Source organism: Kitasatospora sp. NPDC048407 (assembly GCF_043200475.1).
In the GTDB taxonomy this organism is placed as follows: domain Bacteria; phylum Actinomycetota; class Actinomycetes; order Streptomycetales; family Streptomycetaceae; genus Kitasatospora.
In genome coordinates this window covers 39,722-63,942 of record NZ_JBICXW010000014.1, presented here as the reverse complement: position 1 = coordinate 63,942, position 24,221 = coordinate 39,722, and the positions used below count along the sequence as shown (strand labels likewise).

The 24,221-nt window shown below is 73.4% G+C and carries 18 protein-coding genes and 1 tRNA gene; 9 read left to right on the top strand and 10 right to left on the bottom strand.

Features of this window, described 5'->3' with window-relative positions; all coding sequences use genetic code 11:
• The first annotated feature begins 95 nt into the window (after positions 1–95).
• Complete coding sequence (locus ACGFWJ_RS24245) at positions 96–548, top strand: Lrp/AsnC family transcriptional regulator (protein WP_387909754.1); 453 nt, start codon at positions 96–98, stop codon at positions 546–548.
• A 6-nt stretch (positions 549–554) separates the two neighbouring features.
• On the opposite strand, the gene ACGFWJ_RS24240 is transcribed toward ACGFWJ_RS24245, so the two are convergent.
• Complete coding sequence (locus tag ACGFWJ_RS24240; RefSeq protein ID WP_387860243.1) at positions 555–1,139, bottom strand: TetR/AcrR family transcriptional regulator; 585 nt, start codon at positions 1,137–1,139, stop codon at positions 555–557.
• 367 nt (positions 1,140–1,506) lie between these two features.
• On the opposite strand from ACGFWJ_RS24240, the gene ACGFWJ_RS24235 reads away from it, so the two are divergent.
• From ACGFWJ_RS24235 to ACGFWJ_RS24215, 5 genes are all read left to right on the top strand, one after another.
• Positions 1,507–2,805 carry a hypothetical protein gene (locus ACGFWJ_RS24235; protein WP_392953046.1) on the top strand — a complete coding sequence of 433 codons (1,299 nt, stop codon included), beginning with the start codon at positions 1,507–1,509 and terminating at the stop codon, positions 2,803–2,805.
• A 173-nt stretch (positions 2,806–2,978) separates the two neighbouring features.
• The gene (paaN, locus tag ACGFWJ_RS24230; protein WP_387860247.1) at positions 2,979–4,670 is read left to right on the top strand and encodes a phenylacetic acid degradation protein PaaN; all 1,692 of its coding nucleotides are present in this window, start codon (positions 2,979–2,981) and stop codon (positions 4,668–4,670) included.
• 191 nt (positions 4,671–4,861) lie between these two features.
• Positions 4,862–6,337: an FAD-dependent monooxygenase gene (locus ACGFWJ_RS24225; protein WP_392953043.1), complete on the top strand. Its 1,476-nt coding sequence runs from the start codon at positions 4,862–4,864 to the stop codon at positions 6,335–6,337.
• Between the two features lie 182 nt (positions 6,338–6,519).
• Positions 6,520–8,685 carry a protease pro-enzyme activation domain-containing protein gene (locus tag ACGFWJ_RS24220; protein WP_392953040.1) on the top strand — a complete coding sequence of 722 codons (2,166 nt, stop codon included), beginning with the start codon at positions 6,520–6,522 and terminating at the stop codon, positions 8,683–8,685.
• 238 nt (positions 8,686–8,923) lie between these two features.
• Positions 8,924–10,045 carry an XRE family transcriptional regulator gene (locus ACGFWJ_RS24215; RefSeq protein ID WP_392953037.1) on the top strand — a complete coding sequence of 374 codons (1,122 nt, stop codon included), beginning with the start codon at positions 8,924–8,926 and terminating at the stop codon, positions 10,043–10,045.
• 89 nt (positions 10,046–10,134) lie between these two features.
• Here ACGFWJ_RS24215 and ACGFWJ_RS24210 read toward each other — a convergent pair whose 3' ends face one another.
• The 6 genes from ACGFWJ_RS24210 to ACGFWJ_RS24185 form a co-directional block, all read right to left on the bottom strand.
• A complete protein-coding gene (locus ACGFWJ_RS24210; RefSeq protein WP_392953035.1) occupies positions 10,135–10,506 on the bottom strand; it encodes a hypothetical protein in 372 nt (123 codons plus the stop codon).
• A gap of 120 nt (positions 10,507–10,626) precedes the next feature.
• The gene (locus ACGFWJ_RS24205; RefSeq protein WP_392953032.1) at positions 10,627–11,292 is read right to left on the bottom strand and encodes a TrmH family RNA methyltransferase; all 666 of its coding nucleotides are present in this window, start codon (positions 11,290–11,292) and stop codon (positions 10,627–10,629) included.
• Complete coding sequence (locus tag ACGFWJ_RS24200; RefSeq protein ID WP_392953030.1) at positions 11,289–13,424, bottom strand: FUSC family protein; 2,136 nt, start codon at positions 13,422–13,424, stop codon at positions 11,289–11,291. Before ACGFWJ_RS24200 ends, ACGFWJ_RS24205 begins: the two co-directional genes overlap by 4 nt.
• Before the next feature lie 9 nt (positions 13,425–13,433).
• Entirely contained in the window at positions 13,434–14,393 is a 960-nt protein-coding gene (locus ACGFWJ_RS24195) for an HTTM domain-containing protein (protein ID WP_392953027.1), read from the bottom strand.
• Entirely contained in the window at positions 14,390–15,016 is a 627-nt protein-coding gene (locus ACGFWJ_RS24190) for a DUF5819 family protein (RefSeq protein ID WP_392953024.1), read from the bottom strand. Before ACGFWJ_RS24190 ends, ACGFWJ_RS24195 begins: the two co-directional genes overlap by 4 nt.
• Positions 15,017–15,072: 56 nt before the next feature.
• Positions 15,073–16,191: a rhodanese-like domain-containing protein gene (locus tag ACGFWJ_RS24185; RefSeq protein ID WP_392953021.1), complete on the bottom strand. Its 1,119-nt coding sequence runs from the start codon at positions 16,189–16,191 to the stop codon at positions 15,073–15,075.
• A 213-nt stretch (positions 16,192–16,404) separates the two neighbouring features.
• Here ACGFWJ_RS24185 and ACGFWJ_RS24180 point away from each other — a divergent pair, with 213 nt between their 5' ends.
• On the top strand, positions 16,405–19,089 hold the full coding sequence (locus ACGFWJ_RS24180) for a SpoIIE family protein phosphatase (RefSeq protein WP_392953019.1): 2,685 nt from the start codon (positions 16,405–16,407) through the stop codon (positions 19,087–19,089).
• Between the two features lie 18 nt (positions 19,090–19,107).
• On the opposite strand, the gene ACGFWJ_RS24175 is transcribed toward ACGFWJ_RS24180, so the two are convergent.
• Both ACGFWJ_RS24175 and ACGFWJ_RS24170 read right to left on the bottom strand, forming a co-directional pair.
• Positions 19,108–19,872, bottom strand: a complete 765-nt coding sequence (locus ACGFWJ_RS24175; protein WP_392953016.1) for a hypothetical protein — start codon at positions 19,870–19,872, stop codon at positions 19,108–19,110.
• Positions 19,873–20,097: 225 nt separating this feature from the next.
• Complete coding sequence (locus ACGFWJ_RS24170; RefSeq protein ID WP_392953013.1) at positions 20,098–21,888, bottom strand: phosphatidylglycerol lysyltransferase domain-containing protein; 1,791 nt, start codon at positions 21,886–21,888, stop codon at positions 20,098–20,100.
• A 157-nt stretch (positions 21,889–22,045) separates the two neighbouring features.
• Between ACGFWJ_RS24170 and ACGFWJ_RS24165 the strand changes: the two genes are divergently transcribed.
• Together ACGFWJ_RS24165 and ACGFWJ_RS24160 are read left to right on the top strand one after the other, a co-directional pair.
• On the top strand, positions 22,046–22,714 hold the full coding sequence (locus tag ACGFWJ_RS24165; RefSeq protein WP_387640106.1) for a response regulator: 669 nt from the start codon (positions 22,046–22,048) through the stop codon (positions 22,712–22,714).
• On the top strand, positions 22,711–23,901 hold the full coding sequence (locus ACGFWJ_RS24160; protein ID WP_392953010.1) for a sensor histidine kinase: 1,191 nt from the start codon (positions 22,711–22,713) through the stop codon (positions 23,899–23,901). The genes ACGFWJ_RS24165 and ACGFWJ_RS24160 overlap by 4 nt, the downstream gene beginning before the upstream one ends.
• A gap of 77 nt (positions 23,902–23,978) precedes the next feature.
• Here the strand turns inward: ACGFWJ_RS24160 and ACGFWJ_RS24155 are convergent.
• Positions 23,979–24,062: transfer RNA gene (locus tag ACGFWJ_RS24155), tRNA-Leu, on the bottom strand.
• Between the last annotated feature and the right edge of the window lie 159 nt (positions 24,063–24,221).

Genomic DNA, 24,221 nt, shown 5'->3' with positions numbered 1-24,221 from the left:
TCCCCGTCAAGACGGTGGACAGTCGGCCGAAAGGGCGGTCTGCTGGGGCCAGCACGTCCAATCGCGAGGGGTGGGGGGCCATGTCGGCTGAACAGGTGTCCAGACTCGACCGTGTCGACCGGTCGATCCTGCGGCTGCTGCGGCAGGACGGTCGCGCCTCGATCCGCTCGGTCGCCGAGCGGGTGCACGTGTCCCGGGCGAACGCCTATGCCCGGATCTCCAGGATGGTCGAGGACGGCGTGATTCGCGGCTTCACCGCCCGGGTCGACCACGAGCGGGCCGGGCAGACCGCGTCCGCGTACGTCACCCTGCGGATCGTCCAGAACTCCTGGCGCACCGTGCGCGAGCAGCTGCTGCAGCTGCCCGGGGTCGCGCACATCGCGCTGGTCGGCGGTGACTACGACGTGCTGATGCTGGTGCACACCGCCGACAACCGGGAGCTGCGCGAGCTCGTGCTGGGCAGCATCCAGTCGATCCCGCAGGTGCTCAGCACCCGCACCATGCTGATCTTCGAGGAGGCCGACCACATCCCCACCGACGGGCCCTGAGGCGGCTCAGCGGGCCCGCAGCCCGTCGAAGGCGAGCTGGACGACGGCGTCCGGCAGGCCCTCCGAGTCGCGCTGGCCGGGGCGGTACCACTCCACCACCGAGTTGATCATGCCGAACAGCAGCCGGGTCGCCAGCCGGGGCTCCACATCGGCCCGCAGCTCGCCCGCCTCGACGGCCTGCTGGACCAGTTCGGCCACCCGGTGGTCGAAGTCGCGCCGCCGCTCCAGCGCCCACTGCTCGGTCACGGTGTTCCCCCGGACCCTCAACAGCAGCGTCACGTACGGCAGTTCGGCCAGCAGCACCTCGGCGGTGCGGCGCACCACGTGCTCCAGCCGGCCGGCCGGCCGCCCCTCGACCGCCCGCGGCTCCTCCAGGATGCCGAACAGCGCGTCCAGCGCCCGCCCGACGGCCAGCCGCAGCAGCTCCTCCTTGCCGCGCACGTGGTGGTAGATCGAGGACTTGGAGATCCCCGCGGCCCGGGACAGGTCCTCCATCGAGGTGCCGTCGTAACCGCGCTCGTTGAAGACCCGCACCGTGACGGCGAGCAGCGACTCGACCGTGTAGGAGGCGCGCGTGAGGTTTTCGGCCATGGCAACGAGTATCGCGCCGCGCACACCGTCCCGTCAGCCGGGGTGCGGTTCCCGGCCGTCCGATATCGGCCCAAAAGATCAGGAATAGCGGGTCAAGTCGGTCGGATTTGCCAATACGTGCCGGGTTTCCCGCGGGAATTCTCCGCATTGATTCGCAGCCGTCGCCCACGCCGCGGATCGGCGCTGGTACGGCCCCCACCAGGGGTGGTTCGACCGCGGCCCGGGCGCCGCCGATCCGGGGGCGACGCACCCGTCCGCGAGGCCCTGTGGCCAGGTCTGACGCAGCCTTACACTATCCGCACCGCCGCCCCCGGCGGCCCGAAATGGCACAGGATGGAGGCGGCCCGTGGGTGTCGTCCGGCAAGGGATGGCGGGTCGTCCACCGACCTCCGCCGAGAGCGGGATCACGACCGAGGACGAGACCCCGGTCGAGGCCGACGGCCGGGCGCCGGAGGAGACGGCGGACGAACCGGCGGCCGGCCCCGGGGCGGGCTACGGATTCCGCCGCACCGCGCAGCGTTTCGGGCCCGCGCTCGCCCTGTTCGGCGCGGTGAAACTCGCCGGATTCGCCGCTTTCATGTGGCTGCTGGAAACCAGCGGCCACTACCGGACCACCGACCCGCGTTTCGGCGGCGGCACCCACCCGTGGGATGTGCTCGGCACCTGGGACGGCCTCTGGTACCAGAAGGTCGCGCAGCTCGGTTACGACCCGCAGCTGATTCCGGAGCAGGGTTTCTTCACCATCAAGCAGAATTCCGCCGCGTTCTTCCCGCTGTATCCGGGCCTGATCCGGCTGGTGTCGAACACCGGTCTCGGCCTGTACGGCGCCGGCATGCTGGTGTCGATCGTCGCCTCGTTCATCGCGGCGGCCGGCATCTTCGCCGTGGTGTCGCGGCTGTACGGCCACCGGGCGGGCGTGATCGCGGCGGGCCTGTGGGCGGCGTTCCCGGGCTCCGGCGTGGAGTGGGCGGTCTACTCGGAGTCGGTGTTCGTGGCGCTGGCCGCCTGGGCCTGCTACTTCGCCGTCGACCGCAACTGGGTGAGCGCCGCGGTGGTGACGTTCATGGCGGGCCTGGCCCGGCCGAGTTCCGTCCCGCTGATCGCCGGTGTGGCGCTGGCCGCCGCGATCGCCCTGTGGAAGCGCTCCGACGGCGTGGTGGGGCCGCTCACCGCGATCGTGCTGCCACCGATCGGCTGTCTGGGCTACCTGGGCTGGGTCGGCTACCGGATGGGTCACCTGGACGGCTACATCACCCTGCAGCGCGGCGGCTGGCTGCACTTCTTCGACTGGGGCCGCTACACCCTGCGGGCCGCCACCAACGTGCTGCGCGGCGAAACCAACTACCTGTTCGCCTACCCGACCGAGGACCTGATCGCGGTCGTGGTGCTGCTCGCCCTGCCGATCCTGCTGGTGTCGCTGCTGTCCAGGCGCCCGCCGCTGGTGCTGACGGTCTACACGCTGGGCACGCTCGTGATGGTGCTCGGCAGCCAGCAGATGTTCGGCACGCTGTCCCGCTTCGTGCTGCCGATCTTCCCGCTGCTGATCCCGCTCGCGGTGGCCCTGGCCCGGGTCCGGCTGCGCAACCTGGCCACCGTGCTCGGTGTCGCCGCGCTGTCCTCCGGCTGGTTCGCCGGCTACGTCATCTTCCAGCTCGGTATTCCGTAACCGATCGAGCCGCCGCCCGTACCGGACCGCTCCGGCGCGGGCGGCGACCCGATCCGGCGCGAGCGGCGACCCGATCCGGCGCGGGCGGCGGACCCTGCCGAGAACCCCTTGCACCGACCGATCGTTCGGTTACGCTGAGATGTGTCCCGCCCCGCCCCCGTGAGGAGCGCACCATGGCCGCTGCGACCCCCCTGCCGGTCGCCGAACTGATCGCCCGCCACCAGGACACCCTCGACCGCGCAGTCGCCGCGGCCGGGTCCCGCGACTACTGGTCGCCGTACCCGGAGTTCCCCAAGGCGTACGGCGAGAGCGCCGCCGCCGACGGCAAGGCCGCCTTCGACGCCCTGCTGGGACGGGAGTTCGAGCTGCCGGGCCACCCCGACGGCGGCGAGCCGGTGACCGGCGAGGCGAGCCCGTACGGCATCGAAATGGGCATCGCCTACCCGCACGCCGAGCCGGACGCGCTGCTGGCCGCGCTGGAGGCCGCCCGCCCCGCCTGGGCGAAGGCCGGCCCGGCCGCCCGCGCCGCGGTCTGCCTGGAGATCCTGGCCCGGATCAACGCCCGCTCGCACGAGTTCGCGCAGGCCGTGATGCACACCACCGGCCAGGCCTACGGCATGGCCTTCCAGGCCGGCGGCCCGCACGCCCAGGACCGCGGCGTCGAGGCGGTGGCGTACGCGTACGCCGAGCAGACCCGGCTGCCGCGCTCCGCGCAGTGGACCAAGCCGCAGGGCAAGCGCGACCCGCTGGTGATGACCAAGGAGTTCACCGCCGTCCCGCGCGGCACCGCGCTGCTGATCGGCTGCAACACCTTCCCCACCTGGAACGGCTACCCGGGCCTGTTCGCCTCGCTGGCCACCGGCAACGGCGTGCTGGTCAAGCCGCACCCGCGGGCCGTGCTGCCGCTGGCGCTGACCGTGCGGATCGCCCGCGAGGTGCTCGCCGAGGCCGGCTTCGACCCCAACCTGGTCTGCCTGGCCGCCGAGCACGAGGGCTCCGCGATCGCCCAGGTGCTGGCGGTGCGCCCCGAGGTGAAGCTGATCGACTACACCGGCTCCACCGGCTTCGGCGACTGGCTGGAGAACAACGCCCGGCAGGCGCAGGTGTACACCGAGAAGGCCGGCGTGAACACCGTCGTCGTCGACTCCACCGACGACTACCGCGGCATGCTGAACAACCTGGCGTTCTCCGTCAGCCTGTACAGCGGCCAGATGTGCACCACCCCGCAGAACCTGCTGATCCCGCGCACCGGCATCCGCACCGAGGACGGCGAGCGCAGCTACGAGCAGGTGGTGACCGACCTGGCCGCCGCCGTCGACGGCCTGCTCGGCGACGACGCCCGCGCCGCCGCCATCCTCGGCGCCGTGGTCAACCCCGGGGTGCTGCAGCGCAGCGCCGCCGCGGCCGGCGGCGAACTCGGCGAACTCGCCCTGGCGCCGCGGGTGGTGGCCTCGCCGGAGTTCCCCGGCGCGACCATCCGCACGCCCGCCCTGGTGAAGGCCGACGCCGACAAGCCGGACGACCTGTCGCGCTTCCTGACCGAGTGCTTCGGCCCGATCGCGTTCGCCGTCGCCGTGGAGTCCACCGCCGCCGCCGTCGAACTGCTGCACCGCACCACGGTCGAGCACGGCGCGATGACCGCCGGCGCGTACACCACCGACCCCGAGGTCGAGACCGCCCTGATCGACGCCTGCCTGGACGCCGGCGTCTCGCTCTCGCTCAACCTCACCGGCGGCGTGTACGTCAACCAGACCGCGGCCTTCTCCGACCTGCACGGCACCGGCGCCAACCCGGCCGCCAACTCGGCGTACTGCGACGCCGCGTTCGTCGCCAACCGGTTCCGCACCGTCGAGATCCGCAAGTAACCGTCGCAAGAGGCAGCGGGCCCGGAAGCCGTCCCACCACGACGGCGTCCGGGCCCGTTCGCCGTCAGGAGGTTCACAGCCCCGGACGGGACCGCGATGATGGCAGTCTGAAAGCGCGCTGAGAACCCGAAAGCCGTGGGACTCCGGTCCGTTGAGCACCGGCAGACGGGGGATGACGACGGGAGAGACGGATGTCCGAGACGGAGTTCACCGCCGATGTTGTAGTGGTCGGGGCCGGCCCGACCGGCCTGCTGCTGGCGGGCGATCTGGCCGCGGCCGGGCTGCGGGTGACCGTGGTCGACAAGCGCGCCGAGGAGTCCAATCTGACCAGGGCGTTCGCGGTGCACGCCCGGACCCTGGAGATGCTGGACGCCCGCGGCCTGGCCGACGAACTGATCGCCACCGGCCGGACGCTGCCCTCGCTGCAGGCCTTCGGCAAGGTCCGGGTGGACTTCTCGACGCTGCCCACCCGGTTCCCGTTCACCCTGGTCACCCCGCAGTCCCGGACCGAGCGGGTGCTGCGCGAGCGGGCCGTCAAGGCGGGCGCGGAGCTGCGCCGCGGCGCCGAGCTGACCGGCCTGCGGCAGGACGCGCAGGGCGTCACGCTGACCGTCCGCACCGCCGAGGGCGAGCAGCGGTTGCGTTCCCGCTACGCGGTCGGCGCGGACGGCGTGCACTCGGCGGTGCGCGACCTGCTGGGCATCCCGTTCCCCGGCGAGTCGGTGGTGCGCTCGGTGATGCTGGCCGACGTCCAGCTGGAGCACGAGCCGGAGGAGCCGCTGACGGCCGGCGCCGACGAGCGCGGCTTCGTCTTCCTGGCCTCGTACGGCGACGGCTGGCACCGGGTGATCGGCTGGGACCGCGACCACCAGGTGCCCGACTCCGAGCCGGTGGTGGTCGCCGAACTCGCCGACCTGCTGCGCGAGGTGACGGGCCGTGACCTCGGCATGTCCGAGCCCCGCTGGACCTCCCGCTTCCACAGCGACGAGCGCCAGGCCACCAGCTACCGCTCCGGCCGGGTGTTCCTGGCGGGGGACGCCGCGCACTGCCACTCCCCGGCCGGCGGCCAGGGCATGAACACCGGCCTGCAGGACGCCGCCAACCTGAGCTGGAAGCTGGTCGCCGCCGTCCGCGGCTGGGCCCCCGACGCGCTGCTCGACACCTACCAGACCGAGCGGCACCCGATCGGCCGGGCGGTGCTGCGCAGCTCCGGCGCCCTGGTGCGGCTGGCGCTCGGCCGGCACGCCTCCACCCGGGCGCTGCGCTCGGCGATCGGCGCGGCCGCCGGGGCGCTGGGCCCGCTGGCCGAGCTGGGCGCCAAGCAGATCTCCGGCATCGGCTACAGCTACCCCGCCGAGAAGGGCTCCCACCCGCTGGCCGGCCGCCGCGTCCCGGACCTGCGCCTGGCGGTGGACGTGCCCGGCGGCCCGTCCCGGCTGCACGAGGCGCTGCGCGCCGGGAAGGCCGTGCTGATCAGCAACGACGAGCTGTCGGTGGCGGATTCGTGGTCCGACCGGGTGGTCACCGCCGCGCCCGCCGACCCGCACGGCAAGCTGCGCGACACGGTGCTGCTGGTCCGTCCGGACGGCTACGCGGCCTGGGCCTGTGTCGATCCGACCCGGGGCGAGCTGCGGGCCGCGCTCAGCCACTGGCTGGGCCGCCCCTGATGCTTATTCACTGAATTCCCCGGGCGGAACTCTGTTCATTCACAAAAGCCTTCCGCAGTTCCACAGTTGACTGTTCTTTAGTAAGCAATTGCCCAGGCATGGGCCAGTTCCTGGGAGTTCTCTGAGAGATTCTGGCGAGCGTTTTCGAAAACCGGAACGCCCCCAGACTTCCGGAGGAACCCGTGCGACCCCGCTCGCTGGCCCTTGCCGCAGCCCTGGCTGTCCTGCCCCTCACCGCCGTCTGCCTGGGCGTCGGTACCGCCCAGGCGGCGCCGACGCCCAACGCCAGCGCCCGGGTGGCGCTGCCGCAGACCGTCACGCCGGCGGTGGCGCGCTCCCACAAGCAGGGAGACGTCCCGGCCGACCGGAAGATATCCGTGGCGGTCGCGCTGAAGCTGCGCAACACCGCCGAACTCGACCGGTTCCTCTCGGCGGTGGCCACTCCCGGCACCGCCGAGTTCGGGCACTATCTGACGCCCGCACAGTTCAACGAGCGCTTCGGCCCGACCCAGGCCGACGTGGACCAGGTGCGCACGTTCCTGACCGCGCAGGGTCTGAAGGTCGACTCGGTGAGCGCGAACCGCCAGGTGGTCAACGCCACCGGTTCGGCCTCGGCGGTCGCCGCCGCGTTCGGCACCCACGAGTCGACCTACAGCGACCCGCAGCAGGGCAACCGGAGCTTCTTCGCCAACGACGCCGCCGCCTCGGTGCCGGCCTCGCTGGCCGGCGTGGTCGAGGGCGTCAGCGGCCTCAACGACCACACCGTGCGCACCTCCCGGATCGCCAAGCCCGACGCGGCCACCCCGCACGCCACCCCCAACGGCTTCGGCCCGGCCGGCTACGACGGCGCGTACCGCCTGAACCAGATGGGCGCGGACGGCACCGGCAGCACCGTGGCGCTCTGGGAGTTCGACGGCTACAAGTCCTCCAACCTGACCACCTACGACAGCCAGTACGGCCTGTCGGGCCCGGCGGTCAGCACCGTCTCGGTGGACGGCGCGAACTACGACGCGGCCCCCGGCGGCGGCCAGGGCGAGGTCGAGCTGGACTCGGAGATCCTCCGCGGTGTCGCCCCCAAGGCCACCCAGCTGGTCTACGAGGCGCCCAACACCGACCAGGGCGAGATCGACATGGCCGCCAAGATCGTCTCGGACAACCGGGTCTCGGTCATCTCGATCTCCTGGGGCTCCTGCGAGCCGGACACCACCGCCTCCTCGATGACGGCGGTGAACAACTCCTTCAAGCAGGCCGCCGCCCAGGGCATCTCGATCTTCTCGGCCTCCGGCGACGACGGCTCCCGGGACTGCACCCGCTCCACCTCGGGCTCCACCGTGAAGGCCGTGGACTTCCCCGCCTCCAGCCCGTACAACACCGGCGTCGGCGGCACCAACCTGAAGGTCTCCGGCACCACCTACAGCTCGGAGAGCGCCTGGAGCACCGCCGGCGGCGGCGTCTCCACCCAGTTCGCCAAGCCGACCTGGCAGACCGGCACCAACGTCACCGGCACCATGCGCACCGTGCCCGACATCTCCTCCAACGCCGACCCGGCCAGCGGCTTCGCGATCTACACCCAGGGCACCAGCAGCCCCGGCTGGCAGGTCTACGGCGGCACCTCGGCGGCCGCCCCGCTGTGGTCCGGCTACGCCGCGCTGTACAACCAGAAGGCCAAGGCCGCCGCCAAGCCCGCCCTGGGCGAGGTCAACCCGAAGCTGTACGCGGTCGCCAACAGCAGCGCCTACGGCACCGCCCTGCACGACGTCACCAGCGGCTCCAACCAGGACTTCGCCGCCAAGGCCGGCTACGACCAGGTCACCGGCTGGGGCACCCCGATCGCCGACGGCCTGACGAACGCCCTGCTCGGCACCGGCGGCACCACCCCGCCGCCCACCGGCGGCTGCACCGCCGCCCAGCTGCTCGGCAACCCCGGCTTCGAAACCGGCACCGCCACCCCGTGGACCACCTCCACCGGCGTGGTCGACAACTCCGCCTCGCAGGCCGCGCACAGCGGTTCCTGGAAGGCCTGGCTGAACGGCTACGGCGCGGCCCACACCGACACCCTCGCCCAGACGGTGGCGATCCCGGCCGGCTGCCGGGCGAGCTTCAGCTTCTGGCTGCACGTCGACACCGCCGAGACCGGCAGCAGCGCCTACGACAAGCTCACCCTGTCGGCCAACGGCACCTCGGTGGCCACGTACTCCAACCTCGACAGGAACACCGGGTACGTCCAGAAGACCGTCGACCTGTCCTCCTACGCCGGACAGACCGTCACCCTGAAGTTCACCGGCGTCGAGGACGCCTCGCTGCAGACCAGCTTCGTCATCGACGACACCGCGCTGAACATTTCCTGACCTCGCCTCAACAGAGTTGCCGGGGGGGCCTGTCACGGACCCTCCCGGCACCTGTGTGTCAGGAGTGTTTCGTGTTCGCTCCGCCTGCGAAATACTTGTCGTGACCACTGTCATATGTCCTGATTGATGACGTAGCCTCTCAACCCTGGCTAGGGTTCCCCCACACTCGGCGGCGCACCTCCGACGCAACGCGGAGCCGGGGCAACCCACCGAACCCGCCGGGTGGGGAAGGTGTCGCATGGGCTCACAGCAACCACAGCACGCCGGCCGGCTCCGCCTGGTCGGCCAGCGCGAACACGGCGGTGACCGGCCACCGGCCGGACCGGCCGCGCCGGCCGGCCCGTCGGCCGCCGTCCGCAGCAGCACCGCACCCGTATCCGATCCCGTACAGACCGCCGCCCCCGCACCGGCCACTGCCGCCGTACCCGCCGCAGCCCCCACCACCCCCGTGCCCGCACCCGTCGCCGCCCAGGGCGGTTTCGCCGAAGTCCTCAACGCCGCCATCGAACACAGCGGCCTCAGCCTCGACCGGATCCGCGCCGCACTGGCCAAACAGGGCGTCAGGGTCAGCGTCACCACGCTCAGTTACTGGCGTCGCGGCCGCAGCCAGCCCGAACGGGCCACCTCGCTGCGCGCCGTCCACCTGCTGGAGGAGCTCCTCGGCCTGCGCCACACCGCGCTCACCGCGCTGCTCGGCCCGCCCCGCCCGCGCGGCCGCTGGGTCGCCCAGGGCCCGGCCCCCGACGGTCTGCGGGTCGAACAGGTCTGGCCCCGCCATCCCGAGCTCGCCGAGGTGTTCGCCGAACTCGACGCCCCGCCGACCGGCCAGCTGGAGCGCCAGTCCATCCACGACGCCTACTACGTCGACGCCTCCCGCCGCGGCTACCTGCTGCGGCTGCGTCAGGTGGTCCGCGCCACCGTGGACGGCATCACCCGGCACGTCGTGGTCCACAAGGCCGACGAGGGCACCGACACCCCCGAGATCACCAACGTCCGGCACGCCCGCCTCGGCCGGGTCCGCCGCCGCCCGCTCAGCGGCCTGCTGGTCGCCGAACTCCTCCTCGACCGGCCGCTCGCCCTCGGCGACTCCACGATCCTCGAGTACGAGGTGCGGATCCCCGACTCCGGCCCCACCACCGACTACGGGCGGTACTTCGCCAACCCCGTGCGCGAGTACGTCCTGCAGGTCCACTTCGACCCCGCCGCCGTCCCCGTCCAGTGCGAACGCTTCGACCGCACCCCCGGCGCCGAGACCGACCGCCACCGCGAACCCCTCTGGATCGGCGCCTCCGCCAGTGCCCACGTCCTCACCGCCGACCAGCAACCCGGCCAGGTGGGCATCCGCTGGCAATGGGAGTGACCGCCCCGGCCTGATCGGCCCTCAACCGCCGGTGCCACGCCGCGCCACCGCCCCGAAGTTCACCCCGTTCCGCCCCGCCCGACTGCCCATCAGGTGGTCCCTGCCGCTGCCTCCGTGAAAGGTGAGTCCCACTCACCGAGGAGAGGCAGGTCCCTCCCGTGCTGGTCGAGTTCAGCGAGGTCGAGCCGGACGAGCCCCGTGCCTGCGGCGACTGCGCCACCCGCCGCCCGGCCGGGCCGCGGCACTGGTGGCGCGCGGCGGGCGGCGGTGCGGCTCGCCGCCGTCGGCAGTGTGCTGGGCGGAGCGGCGGTGGCGTCGACGGCCGCCGCCGCTCCGCCCGGCGACAGCAGCCCGCAGACCGCCGGCTCGCCGCAGGGCGAGGTCGCGGGCCTGTTCTGCGAGCCGCTGACGAACCGCCGGTCGGCGGCGGCGCAGCCGGCCACCACCCGGGCGGAGATCATGCGACGGGCGCAGTCCGGACACCTGGGACTTCCTGGTCCACCACAAGGGCAAGGACATACCGCCCGCCCAGAACGCCCCGAACACCCCGTCGCCCCTGCCCCCGCCGCCGTTCCGCTGACTCAGGCCGGCCCGGCGTGCGCCCGCACCCAGGCGTGCATGGCGATCGCCGCGGCCGCCCCGGCGTTGATGGAGCGGGTGGACCCGAACTGGGCGATCGAGCAGACCGCCGTCGAGTGCTCCCACGCCTCGGCGGTCAGCCCGGGGCCCTCCTGGCCGAACAGCAGCACGCAGCGCTCGGGCAGCGGGTAGGTCTCCAGCGGCACCGCGCCGGGCAGGTTGTCGATGCCGATGATCGGCAGTCCCCGTTCGGCGGCGTACGCGGCCAGCGAGGCCACCGAGTCGTGGTGCCGGACGTGCTGGTAGCGGTCGGTGACCATGGCCCCGCGCCGGTTCCAGCGCCGCCGGCCGACGATGTGCACCTCGCCCGCCAGGAAGGCGTTGGCGGTGCGCACCACGGAGCCGATGTTGAAGTCGTGCTGCCAGTTCTCGACGGCGACGTGGAAGCCGTGCCGCCGGGTGTCCAGGTCGGCGACGATCGCCTCGTGCCGCCAGTACCGGTACTGGTCGGTGACGTTGCGGCGGTCGCCGGCGGCGAGCAGTTCGGGGTCGAGCCGGGGGTCGTCGGGCCACGGTTCGGGGTGCGGTCCGACGCCGATCTCCCGGTCGTCGGGGAGGTGTCCGTCGTCGTACTGCTCGCCCAGCTGGGGCACCGAGGTGTCGCTCACGCCCTCGAGGGTACGGGCTCCTCCCGGGCGGGCCTCGGGCGCGTCCGCACCGACCGCTCCAGCTCGGTGAGCGCCTGCATGACCAGCCGGGACCCGGCCCGGGTGACGTCGATCCGGTCGTCGCGGGGCAGCTGGGCCAGCAGGTAGTCCCAGGTCCGGTGGGCCTCGCGCAGCGCGGCGAAGTCGACGGCCTCGCCGAGCAGGACGGCGGCGGAGGCGATCGCGGTGGCGTCCCGCAGCTCCTCGCCGAAGGCGCCGGCGCCGGGCAGCGGCGGGGCGTCCTCGGTGGGCAGGTGGGCCTCCAGCAGGACGATGGAGCGGTCCAGCATGCCGACCGCCGTGCGGGCCCGGTCGAACTGTTTGCGGCTCAGTTCCGGCGCCCGCGCGAAGTGCCGCACCGGTTCCACCTCGGCCCGGTCCAGCGCGGACAGCATCTCGCTGCGGGCCTCCCGGACGTCCAGCAGCGCGGGCCGCACGTCCTTCTCGGCGTGCCCGCCCGCCGGGTCGCCGTACGCGGTGAACACGGCGGCCGCGTACCGCCCGGCGGCGGCCAGCCACTCGGCCAGGCGTTCCGGCAGCCGGGCGGTCTGCCAGGTCGGGAACAGCGCGTACGCGCCGAGCGCGACGGCGCCGCCGAGCAGCGTCATCGCCACCCGGTCGACGGCCAGCTGCACCGGGTGGCCGGGCTGCAGGCCGAGCAGGAACACCACGTACGAGGAGATCGCGGCCGTCAGCAGCGCGTACCCGGTGCTCAGCATCATGTAGGAGAGCCCCATCGAGATCACGGCGAGCGTGGCCAGCACCCAGTCGTTGGGGTGGAACACCTGCACCACGATGGTGGACACCAGCACGCCGGCGACGGTGCCGGCGATCCGGGCGACGCCGCGGCTGAAGGTCTGCGCGAAGTCGGGGCGCATCACCATGGCGGAGGCCATCGGCGCCCAGTAGCCGTGCTCGATGCCCAGCAGCCGGGCCGCCAGGTAGGAGGAGGTGACCACCGCGGACATCCGGAGCGCGTGGTGGAGGAGCACCGAACGCTTGTGCAGCTGCCGGCCGATGGTGGCCAGCGCGCCGGGCACCACCTCGACCAGCGAAGGGCGGCGCAGGCCGGCCCGGCCGGGGCTGGGGACGGTGGCGCGGTCCTGCCGGTCGAGGCGGTCGGCGGCCCGGCCGAGCAGTCCGGACAGCCGGCGCGCCGAGCGGCGGGCGCCGCCGCGCAGCAGGTCCTCGCCGGTACCGGGGCGGGCCAGCGCCAGGCCGGGGGTGTCCATCGGCAGCCGCACCGGGTCGCCGGTGCGGATCGCCCGGGCCAGCGCGTCCAGCACCCCGGCGGCGGCGGCCAGCACCTCGCGGGCCCGGTCCCGCTCGGGGCCCTCCTCGGCGGCGCCCACCCGCGGGTCGGCGAGCGCGGCCAGGGTGGGCCGGATCCGTTCCGCGATGGTGCGCAGGCCGCGCAGTTCGGCCGGACGGCGGCGGGCCTGCCGGGGGGACAGCCGGGCCGCCTGCCGGGCGACCATGAACGGCTCCGGGTCGACGTGCGCGACCGGGTCCTGCCGCAGGCTCCGGGCGTAGTCGCCGAGCCCGGCGTAGATGTCGGCGAGCGCGTCGCGCTGCGCCCGCCAGCTGTCGATCGGCCACAGCGTGACCACCAGCGCCTGCACGCCGCCGCCGACCGAACAGAGCACGGCGTGGCCGAGCGCGGCGGACGCCGACACGGGCAGCTGCACCACCACCAGCATCACGGAGAGCGTGTTGGCGGCGACCACGCCGGCGGTCGGGCTGACCGCCCAGGCCATGCCCGCGCCGAACGCCCACAGCGCCAGCAGCACCGGGAACGCGCCGGGGATGCCGACCGCGAGGTAGCCGAGGAAGGTCGACGCGCCCAGCCCGGCGCCCGCCACCAGGGCCAGCGAGGCGCGCGGCCGGAAGGAGCGCTGGAAGGTCGCGACGCCGGCGATGAACGCGCCCATCGCGGCGGAGGCGGCGTGCGAGGGCCCGTAGATCGCCATGGTCGGGAAGATCACCAGCGCGGCGGCGACCGCGGCGCGCAGCGACCGGCGCGGGTTGGTGAGCGAGAAGTCCACGGTCAGGCCGGTCCGCGCGGTGTCGCGCAGCGCCTTGAACCAGGACATAACGGGAGCTTAGCGACTTTTCCTCCACCGGCCCGTCAGCACGCGTCCCACGGTCAGCAGCGCCCCGGTGGGCCAGAACACGGCGTCGGCGGCCAGCATCGCCAGCGAGAAGAACGGCAGCCCCAGCAGCACCGCGATCGCCAGGTGTTCGGCGCCCATCAGCACCAGCAGCACGTTCTTCAACCGCCGGCTCGCCAGCGCGAACGGGAAACCCACCTGTGCCACCACCGTGCCGTACGTCAGCAGGAAGGTCAGCAGCAGGCTGCCGCCGAGCAGCGCCGACAGGCCCGGCCAGGGCGTGAACCAGCCCAGGTGCAGCGGGTAGTGGACGGCGGTGCCGTCCTGCCAGCGGGCGCCCTGCACCTTGTACCAGCCGGCCGTGGCGTACACCAGCACCACCTGCGCGGCGATCACCAGCATCGCGCAGTTGTGCAGCATCGCCGCCAGCGCGTCGGCCAGCGCCCGCGGCTCGCCCCAGGCCGCCCGGTCGGGGGCCGGCCGGCGGGCGCGGCGGCGGGCGTCCAGCGACCAGACGGTGCCGCAGCGGGTGAACACCAGGTAGATCGCCAGCAGGTGGACCAGGTTGTCGCCGCCGTCGCCGACCAGCGCGTTGCGGTTCTGCAGCGACAGCACGGTCAGCGCGAAGGCCGCCGCGCTCGCCCGGGTGCGCCAGCCGAGCGCGAGGGCCGCCGCCGAGACCAGCGCCAGCAGGTACACCGCCTCGAACCACCAGCGGCCGCCGCTCCAGGAGAGCACCGTGAAGGCGTGGGTGTCGGCGAGCAGCCGCTCGTTCAGCTCCGCCGACCAGGGCGAGCGGTCCCCGTACAGCAGCCGCCGGTTCGGCCACTCGCGCAGCAGGTAGGCGCCCCAGGTGCCGGCCACGCCGACCCGTACCGCCGCCGCCTGGTACGGGGCGAGGGTGGTCAGCAGGCGCGGCAGGGCGGCCCGGATCGCGCCGAGGAGGCTCACTCCAGGCCCCGCCAGTCCTCGGCCCGCACCGGCCACCAGGGCAGTTCGCGGGAGTGCACGGAGGTGTCGACCTGCTCGTGGCTCCAGGGCGGCGGGGCGATGGTGGCGGTGTCCGCCCGCAGCTGCACCTGCAGCACCCGTTCCCCGCCGGGGCCGATCCGCTGCAGGGCTATCCGTTTCAGGTACTGCTCGGCGAGCCGGCCGCGCGAGTCGGCGGCGGCCGGGCCGTCGCCGTCGGGGTGGGTGACGGTGTAGAAGTCCCAGGCGCGGCGCAGCAGGTTCTGGTCGAGGTGGCTGGGCGCCGGGTCGTGCCGGACCGCCGCGAAGTCCCCGGCGGTCAGCGGGTGCCAGTCCTGGGTGGTGATCCGGCCGTCGTCGGCGATGGTCTGCACCCGGGCCGCCACGGTGACCTCGCGCTGCAGCGGGTCGGGGGCGAACAGCTGCCAGTTCCGCTCGAACTCCGGGTACGCCACGGCGTTCAGCTGCGCCCGGTACTCGCGGGACACCGAGTTCTCCGGCGCCACCTGCAGGAACAGCACGCCGAGGAACGCCAGGGTGCCGGCCCCCAGCCCCGCCCCGGCGAACGCCAGCACCGCCCGGGCGGGCTTGGACCAGACGCGCACGGCGGCCATCCTGCCGCACCGCGCACGCGTTCGAACAGGGGCGGGAGGGACTGCTGTTACAGAACGAAGGCGTCCTGGCCGTCGCTGCTCACCATCGGGCGGCCCGCGGCGTCCCAGGCGAACATGCCGCCGTCCACGTTCACCGCGTCCCGGCCGCCCTGGACCAGGTACTGCACGACCTGCGCGGACCGGCCGCCGACCCGGCACAGCACGTACAGCCGGCCCTCGGGCAGCTCGTCGAGGCGGGCCACCACCTGGCCGATCGGGATGTGCAGCGCGCCGTCCACGTGGCCGGCGTCCCACTCGTCCTGCTCGCGGACGTCGAGCAGCTGGGCGTCGGCGGGCACCGAGGCGACGTCGGTGGTGGGCAGCTGAGCGAACATCGGGGGGGTCTCCTGGGGTCGGTACGGATCGTTCGAGCCATTGTCGGGGAGCAGTGCGGCCAGCTTGGCCTGCCGGTCGGCGGCGGTGGCGAGCAGCTGTTCGGCGAGGTCCTCCAGCAGGCGCTCCGGCTCGTCGGGGCGCAGCAGCAGGAGTTCGCCCATCGGGGTGCGCTCCAGCCGGACCTGCTCGGTGGCCAGCGCGGTGATCCGGCCGGTCAGCCACTCCAGGCGCTGGCGCAGCCAGGCCAGCCGGTCGGGGGAGTCGACGGCGGGCGCGGACTCCGGGTCGGTGGACCACTCCTCGGCGAGCCGCTCCAGCCCTTCGGTGTCGGCCAGCGCGTACGCCTCGTTGACCCGGGCGATGAACGCCGAGCGGCGCTGCTGTTCGGCCGGGTCGGTGGACAGGTCGGGGTGGGCGCGGCGGGCCAGTTCGCGGTAGATCCGCTGGGCGTCCTTGTCGGGCCGCACCCGGCGGGCCTCCGGCTCGCCCTCGCGCGGGCCGCGTTCCTCGGCGGGCTCGACCCGCTCCCGGGCCTCGCGGGCCCGCCGCAGGTCCTCCGGGTCGCCGCTGAGCGCCGCCACCGACTCGGCGATCAGCGCGTCCAGCTCGTCCAGCTCGGCGTACAGCGGGCCGAGCAGCTGATGGTGGGCGAGCGCGAAGTTGTCGATCTCCACCCGTAGGGTGGCCACGTCGACGTCCAGGGTCAGCCAGGCCAGCTCGGCTGCCGCGACCCGCTCCTCCAGCTCCTGCCGCTCCGGATCCGCCCACACCTCGACGCTCGGTACGCTCACCCGGGCCACCCTACCGGGGTCGCCACACCGCCCGACCGGGTGACGGTGGAGCACGCCGGGGGCGCGCCGTCAACGACACGCAACTGATACGGACGAATCTGCCCGATTAACTACCTCCCATTGGCATCTCCGTGCTTCATTGGATGGCGCGTGCAAGGACGCGCGCACCGGCCAGGAGGAGCAGCAAGAACTCAAAGGGGCAGACCGATATCCATGGTGGACCAGCCCATTTCCGCACCCGACCGGGCGGACCTCCCGGGCGGCCGCCCCGCCGGGGTGGTGGCGCTGCTTCGCGCGGCCGCCGTGCTGGTCGACCCGGACGGCCGGATCGCCGTGTGGAACCGCACCGCGGAGGAGCTCTTCGGCCACCGCGCCGCCGTCGCCGCCGGCCGCACCGCGAACGGTCTGCTGCCCGCCGTCTGCCCCCGCCACGACCCGGGCTCCCCCGAGCACCGCTGCGATGCCTTCGACACCCTCGACGACCTCGCCACCGACGGCCCGTGGGCCGGCGCGATGACGGTGCACGACCGCGAGGAACGGCGGCGCGACATCCTGTGGTGGGCCTACCCGCTGGCCGAACCGGCCGGCCGCGCACTGCTGGTGCTGGCCGCCGACGCCCGTCCGCTGCGCGCCACCGGCCCCCGGATCGCCCTCGCCCTCGGCGAGCGCCTCGTCCCGTACGCCGCCGCGCCCGCCGCGGCCCGCCCGCAGCAGGTCGCGGCCGCGTTCGCACCGCCCACCGAGGCGGCCCCCGATTCGCTGGCCGCGCTGCTGCCGTCCTGCTCCGCGCAGCGCCGCGGCCGGCTGCTGGCCGCCCTGGCCGCGGCCGGCCCGCCCGCGCTGCGGGTGGACGGGGCGACGCTGCTGCCGGTGCTGCCCCACCAGTCCTCGCCGGGCGGGCCGTCCGGCACCGCCCGGGTCGCCACCGGCCTCGGCCGCCGCTACCCCACCCCGCAGCAGCGGGCCGCCCAGCAGCGCGAGCGCGCCGCCCGCCGCCCGGCGGAGCCGCAGCGCACGGGTGTCCGGGCCCCGGTCGGGGTACGGATACAGGCTGCCGGGCCCGCCGCCCAGGAGGACGCGCGGGTGACCGGCAGCACCGTCCCCGCCCCACGCGAAGCCGCCGCCCACGGCCCGACCCCGGGAGGCCCCGCCATCGACCCCGCCCCGCCCGCACCGGCTCCCACCCTGCCCGGCCCCGCCAAGGCCTCCGACGGCGTCGAGGTGGTCCGCGGTCTGCCCGACGACGGCGACCTCGCGCTGCTGGCCTCGGTCGGCAGCCAGGTCGGCACCACCCTCGACCTGGACACCACCGCCCGCGAACTGTGCCAGGTACTGGTCCCCCGGGTCGCCGACTTCGCCTGCGTCGACCTGCTCGACGGCCTGCTCTCGGACGGCGAACTGCCCGCCGACCCGCCCGACGACCGCACCGTGCTGCGCCGCGTCGCCCGCACCTTCAACGCCACCTCACCGCGCTGGAACCACGTCCTGGACGAGGGCTCGCTGCGGACCATGCCGCGCTCCACCCCGCCCGGCCTGGCCCTGCAGGAGAACCAGCCGGTGCTGGTGCCGCTGATCTCCGCGGACGTCGCGGTCGACTACGCGGCCTCACTGGGCGGCCCCGAACTGGAGCCGACCGTGGTCGGCCGCTCCATGCTGGTGCTGCCGCTGTCCGCCCGCGGCGCGGTGCTCGGCATCCTCAAGCTGCTGCGGCTGTCCGACCGGGCACCGTTCACCCGCGCCGACGCCGACACCCTCAAGGAGATCGCCGCCCGCGCCGCGCTGTCCCTGGACAACGCCCGCCTGCACCGCGCCGAGTCCAAGGTCGCCACCACCCTCCAGCGCTCGATGATCCCCACCCGCCCGCCGAAGATCCCCGGCGTGCAGATCGCCCACCGCTACATGCCGGGCGACCGCAAGGCCGAGGTCGGCGGCGACTGGTTCGACGCCATCCAGCTGCCCGGCAGCCGGGTCGCCCTGGTGGTCGGCGACGTGATGGGCCACGGCCTGCACTCGGCCGCCGCGATGGGCCGCTTCCGCACCGCCATGCAGACCCTCGCCGCCCTCGACCTGCCACCGGGCCAGCTGCTGCGCCACCTCGACAACCTGGCCCAGAAACTCGGCGACGACCATCTCGCGACCTGCCTGTACGCCGTCTACGACCCGATCAACCGCACCTGCGAACTCGCCTCCGCCGGCCACGTCCCACCCGTGCTGGTCCACCCCGACGGGCGCGGCGAACTGCTCGAGCTGCCCTCCGGCGCGCCGATCGGCGTCGGCGGCGTGCCGTTCGTCGCCACCCGGATCGACGTCTCGGACGGCTCGATGCTGGTGCTCTGCACCGACGGCCTGGTCGAGGTCCGCGGCGGCGACATAGGAGAGGGCCTGGCCGCGCTGTGCGGCAACCTGATCGACCCCAAGCAGACCCCCGACGAGGCCTGCGACACCGTGCTGAACACCCTGCACTCCGACGACCGCCAGGACGACATCGCGCTGCTGGTGGCCCGCTTCGACGGCGTCCCGCCGACCGAGGTCGCCACCTGGCAGCTGGGCGTCACCGAGGCGGAGGTCGGCCGGGCCCGAAGCCTGGTGCGCGACCAGCTCGCCGCCTGGCAGCTGACGGCGCTGACCGAGACCGTCGAGCTGCTGGTGTCCGAGCTGGTCACCAACGCGGTCCGGGTGGCCCGCTCCGAGGTGCAGCTCCAGCTGATCCGGGTCGACAAGCTGCTGGTCGAGGTCAGCGACGACAACCACAACCTGCCGTCGCTGGAGCCCGCCGACTCGCTCTCGGAGCACGGCCGCGGCCTGAACCTGGTCAGCAAGCTGTCCGAGAAGTGGGGCACCGCCCGCAAGGCGGTCGGCAAGGTCGTCTACTTCGAGATGCCGCTGCCGCGTGGCTGAGCGACCACTGGGCCGGGCTCAGGGCGTGACTGCCCTGGCCCCGCCCTGGGCCACCGAGGCGGCCGCGCCGACCCCGGACAGCACGCGCGGCCAGTAGTCGCCGAACACCTCGACCCACACCGCTATCAGCACGGCGGTGCTGATCGCCACCAGGTGCTCCAGGCCGGCCAGGTTCGGCAGCAGCACGGCCTCCACCGTCATCGCCAGCACCACGGCTCCGCCCGTCCACCAGGCCCGGCTGCGGAACGCCACCACCACGGCCAGCGCCACCACCGCCGCCGAAGGGCCGGTGTCGCGCACGTGTGCCACCCAGCGCGGGAAGCCCAGCAGGTGGTGCGGGCCGAGCGCCACCGCGATCCGGGCGAACAGCGTCCCCGCCAGGGTGCAGGCGTACGCCACCACCAGGGTCAGCCGCCGCCCCAGCACGACCTCCGCCACGCCGAACACCAGGAACACCTGCGCCAGTGCCCCCCACACCGGCAGGTCCAGCGCCGGCACGTACAGCGACAGCGGGGTGCGCAGCAGCGACACGTCCAGCGGCAGCGCCGCCTTCACCACCCCGATCTCCGCGACGAACCGGTCCCCGCCCGGCAGGTGCTGGACGATCGAGAACAGCAGCACCAGCGCGGTCGCCGCGGTCGCCAGCGGCACGGCGGCGAATTTCCGCCGCAGCACCCGTTCCTTCACGGCGCCGTACAGCGCCCCCCACTCGGCGATCGCGGCCCGGCGGAATACCGCCCCGAGCCCCGGCCGCACGCCCCCCGCGTGGGTGTTCAGCTTCACGAACCGGTTCTCCCGTCCCGACGACGTGCGGATTGTCCCGACGTCCGTCCTGTTTCGCGTCTCTTCCTTCTACGCCTCGTGTTCGACACTACGCACCGGACCAACCAACGGCATCAGCTTCGAAGCCTGCTCGTGTCATACCGGGGTCTGATTTCTCCGGCCCACTCCGCCCCCCGGCGGAGGGACCACCGTCCCCGGCCCCAGCGGGCCGGGAAGCCCGTGAACTCAGCTCTGGCCGACGTGCCTGCGGCGGAACAGCGCCGGCAGGCTCGGCACCGTGATGAAACCCTCCGCACGGGCCGAGGCGAGACCGATCCGGGGAATCTCGCCGCTCTTCTCGAAGAGCAGATAACGCGGCTCCCAGATCGGCCGGTATTTCGCATTCGCCCGGTAGAGAGACTCGATCTGCCACCAGCGGGAGAAGAATCCCAGCACCGAACGCCACAGCCGCAGCACCGGGCCGGCACCCAACTTGGAACCGCGCTCGAAAACCGACCGGAACATGGCGAAGTTCAGCGACACCCGTTCCAGCTGGACTTCCTTCGCGCGCTGCAGGAGTTCGATCACCATGAACTCCATCAGGCCGTTCTCGCTGTCCCGGTCGCGCCGCATCAGGTCCAGCGAAAGGCCGTGCGCGCCCCACGGCACGAAGCTCAGCAGCGCCCGCAGCTCGCCCTCCCCGTCGAAGCACTCCAGCATCACGCAGCGCCCGTCGCCCGGGTCGCCGAGCCGGCCCAGCGCCATCGAGAAGCCGCGCTCGGTCGCGCCGTCCCGCCAGTGGTCGGCCTTCGCCACCAGCTCGGCCATCTCCGCCTCGGGAATGTCCTCGTGGCGGCGGATCCGGACCGTGTACCCGGCCCGCTTGACCCGGTTGTAGGCCTGCCGGACCACCCGCATCGCCCGGCCGTCCAGCGAGAACTCGTCCAGCTCGACGATCGCCTCGTCGCCCAGCTCCAGCGCGTCCAGACCGTGCCGGGCGTAGATCACGCCGGCCTCCTCGGAGGCGCCCATCACGGCCGGCACCCAGGCGTGCTCGCGGGCCTCCGCCAGCCAGGCGTCGATCGCGCCCGGCCAGGCCTCCGGGTCGCCGATCGGGTCGCCGGACGCCAGCGTCACGCCGCCGACCACCCGGTAGGCGATCGCGGCCTTCCCGCTCGGCGAGAAGACCACCGCCTTGTCCCGGCGCAGCGCGAAGTAGCCCAGCGAGTCCCGCTCGCCCTGCCGGTCCAGCAGCTCGCGCAGCTTCCGCTCGTCCTCGTCGCTCTGCAGCTCCTCGCCGCGCGGCGAGCGGAACATCACGTACACCACGGCCAGGAACAGCACCGCGCCCATCACGTTGATCGCAAAGTTCACCCAGGTCGGCACGGAGACCACGTCGGCCACCTTCGCCGAAGGCGTCACGGTGATCATCCGGTGCACGGAGTAGCTGAACCGGGTGCCGAAGCCCGCCCCGCTGATGTGGTTGGTCAGCTGCACCAGCACCGACCCGATCAGGCCGCCGAGCAGCACGCCGCCGACCCCCGCGGCGACCGCGGTCTTAGGGTTGGACCGGTCGCCCTTGGAAGGGAACTCCCGGCGCGAGACCAGCAGCGCCACCAGGAACAGGCCGGTCAGCACCATCGAGAACCAGTTCAACGGGTGGGACGTGAAGTGCTTCCCCCACACCATCGCCACCACGAAGACGGCGAACGTCAGCCCCGCCGCGACGGTGTTGAAGATCCACGCCGCCCGCTTGCGGCGGCGCATCGCCACCGCCAGGAACAGCGACAGCACCGCCGCGGTCAAGCCCGCGGTCACCAGGTACGGCGTGAAGAACTGCCCCTCGTTGTGCCGCTCAACCTGGTTCCGGAACGGCACCGACAGCACCGCCACCAGGTTCAGCAGGGCCACCAGCCGCAGGTACCAGACGGTCGAGGCGGCAGCCCGCCGGCGCCAGCGCGTTTGCGCCCCCGGCCCCTCGCCGCGGGCGGGGGACACGGCCGAGGCAGGCGTCTTCACAGTGGACACAGCAACCATTCCAGACGATCGAACTACGGGGCGCATCCGCGCGCGGTCTGCGCACTTCACCCCGATTTCCATGGTTGCCCAGCGAAGATGAGAATTGCGTGAATCCGGTAGCGGATTCCCACCCCCGCCGATCGGCGGGGGTGCAAGCCCGTCACCAGGGAGAGACATGCCGCCGACCCGGGTCCTGATCGTGGACGACGAGGTGCTGGTCCGCTCCGGGCTCGGCCTGATCGTCGGCTCCGCACCCGACCTCGAAGTGGTCGGCGGCTGCTCCGGCGGCCAGGCCGAGCAGCAGACCCGGGCGCTCGCCCCGCAGGTGGTGCTGCTCGACGTCCGGATGCCCGACCTGGACGGCATCAGCGTGCTGCGCCGCCTGCGCGCGCTGCCCGACCCACCCGTCGTCGCCATGCTCACCACCTTCGACACCGACGAGTACATCGGCACCGCGCTGCGGGCCGGCGCCGCCGGGTTCCTGCTCAAGGACACCGCCCCCGAGCAGCTGGTGCACGCCGTCCGGGTGCTCGCGTCCGGCGGCAGCGTGCTCTCCCCGTCCGTCGCCCGCACCGTGATCAGCGGCTACGTCGACGGCGGCGGCCCCGACCTCACCGCCACCGCCCTCACCCACCGGCTCACCGGCCGCGAACTCGACGTGCTGGCGCTGCTCGGCGAAGGCCTCTCCAACGCCGAGATAGCCGACCGGCTGTTCCTCGGCACCGGCACCGTCAAGGACCACATCAGCGCCATCCTGGCCAAGCTCGGCGCCGCCAACCGGGTCCAGGCCGCCGTCATCGCACACCGCGCCGGCCTGGTCCGCGAACCCCGGGACGGGGAGTGACCTCCGCCGACGCGACGGCCGTACCCGACGCCGACGCGGACACCGACGCTCCCGCCGAGGCCGAGGCCGAGGCCCCGCGCCGCTGGGCCTGGCTGCGGTCCCCCCGCACCACGCTGCTGATCCCGGTGGCGGCCGCCGCGGTGGACTCCGCACTGGTCGCCAAGGGCTCCGCGCCCTGGCAGCTCGCGCTGTCCGCGCTGTCCGTGGTCGCCCTGCTCGGCCGCCGCCGCCACCCGCTGCCGGTGGCCCTGCTCACCCTGCCCGCGGCGTTCTTCAACGAAATCTGGCTGGCCCCGCTCACCGCCGTGTACGCGGTCGCCGCGGCCTACCCGAAGCCGCGGATCCCGGTCACCTGCGCCGTTTCCTTCGCCCTGGTCGAGTTCTTCCACTGGCCGTTCTCTCCCGACCTGCTCGCACTCAGCCGGGACAACGCGCTGTACGCCATCCAGTCCGCGATGCTCGGCGCCGGACCGGCCGCGCTCGGCATGCTCACCCGCACCCGCCGCGAACTCGCCGAACGCGTCACCGAACTCACCAAGGGCCGCCGGCGCGAGAGCCGGCTGATCGCCGAGCGGGTGCTGACCGCGGAACGCGCCCGGCTGGCCCGCGAAATGCACGACGTGGTCTCCCACCAGGTCAGCCTGATCTCCATCCAGGCCGGGGCCATCCAGGTCGCCAGCACCGACCCGGCCTCCCGGGACGGCGCCCGGACCATCCGCGAGCTCTCCGTCCGCACCCTGGACGAACTGCGTCAGATGGTCGGCGTGCTGCGTGCCGCCGGCGTCGGCAACGGCACCCCGCTCGCCCCGCAGCCGACCCTCGCCGACCTGCCCCGGCTGATCGACGGCAGCGGCCTGCCCGTCACCCGCCGCCTCGACCCCGGCCGGCGCGACTGGCCCGAAGCGGTCGAACGGGCCGCCTACCGGACCGTCCAGGAGGGCCTCACCAACATCACCAAGCACGCCCCCGGCGCCCCGGTCACCGTCCGGGTCGCCGCCCGCGGCGAGAAACTCCACGTCGAGGTCCGCAACGGCCCGCCGGCCGGCCGCCCCACCGCCGCCCCGCTGCCCGGCGGCGGCCACGGCCTGATCGGCCTGCGCGAGCGCGCCGCCCTGCTCGGCGGCACCTTCACCGCCGGCCCGACCCCCGACGGCGGCTTCAGCCTGCACGCCGTACTGCCCGCCTGAAAAGCACCGGGAATTCCCCCGGGGGCACGGGAACAACAAAAAGCCCCGCAGATCCTGAGATCTGCGGGGCTTCGCTGTGCGCGAGGGGGGAGTTGAACCCCCACGCCCTTTCGGGCACTGGAACCTGAATCCAGCGCGTCTGCCTATTCCGCCACCCGCGCATGGGTGTTGTCTTCGGGAGCTTGTCGCTCTTTCGACTCTTCGAGAAGCTTAGCGCATCTCTCCGGGTCTTCCGTTCGGCTCCCTTGCGGGCGCCCCTTCCGACATGGAAAACATTAGCACGCTCCGAGCCCCACCTGCGAATCCATTCCGGATGGCCC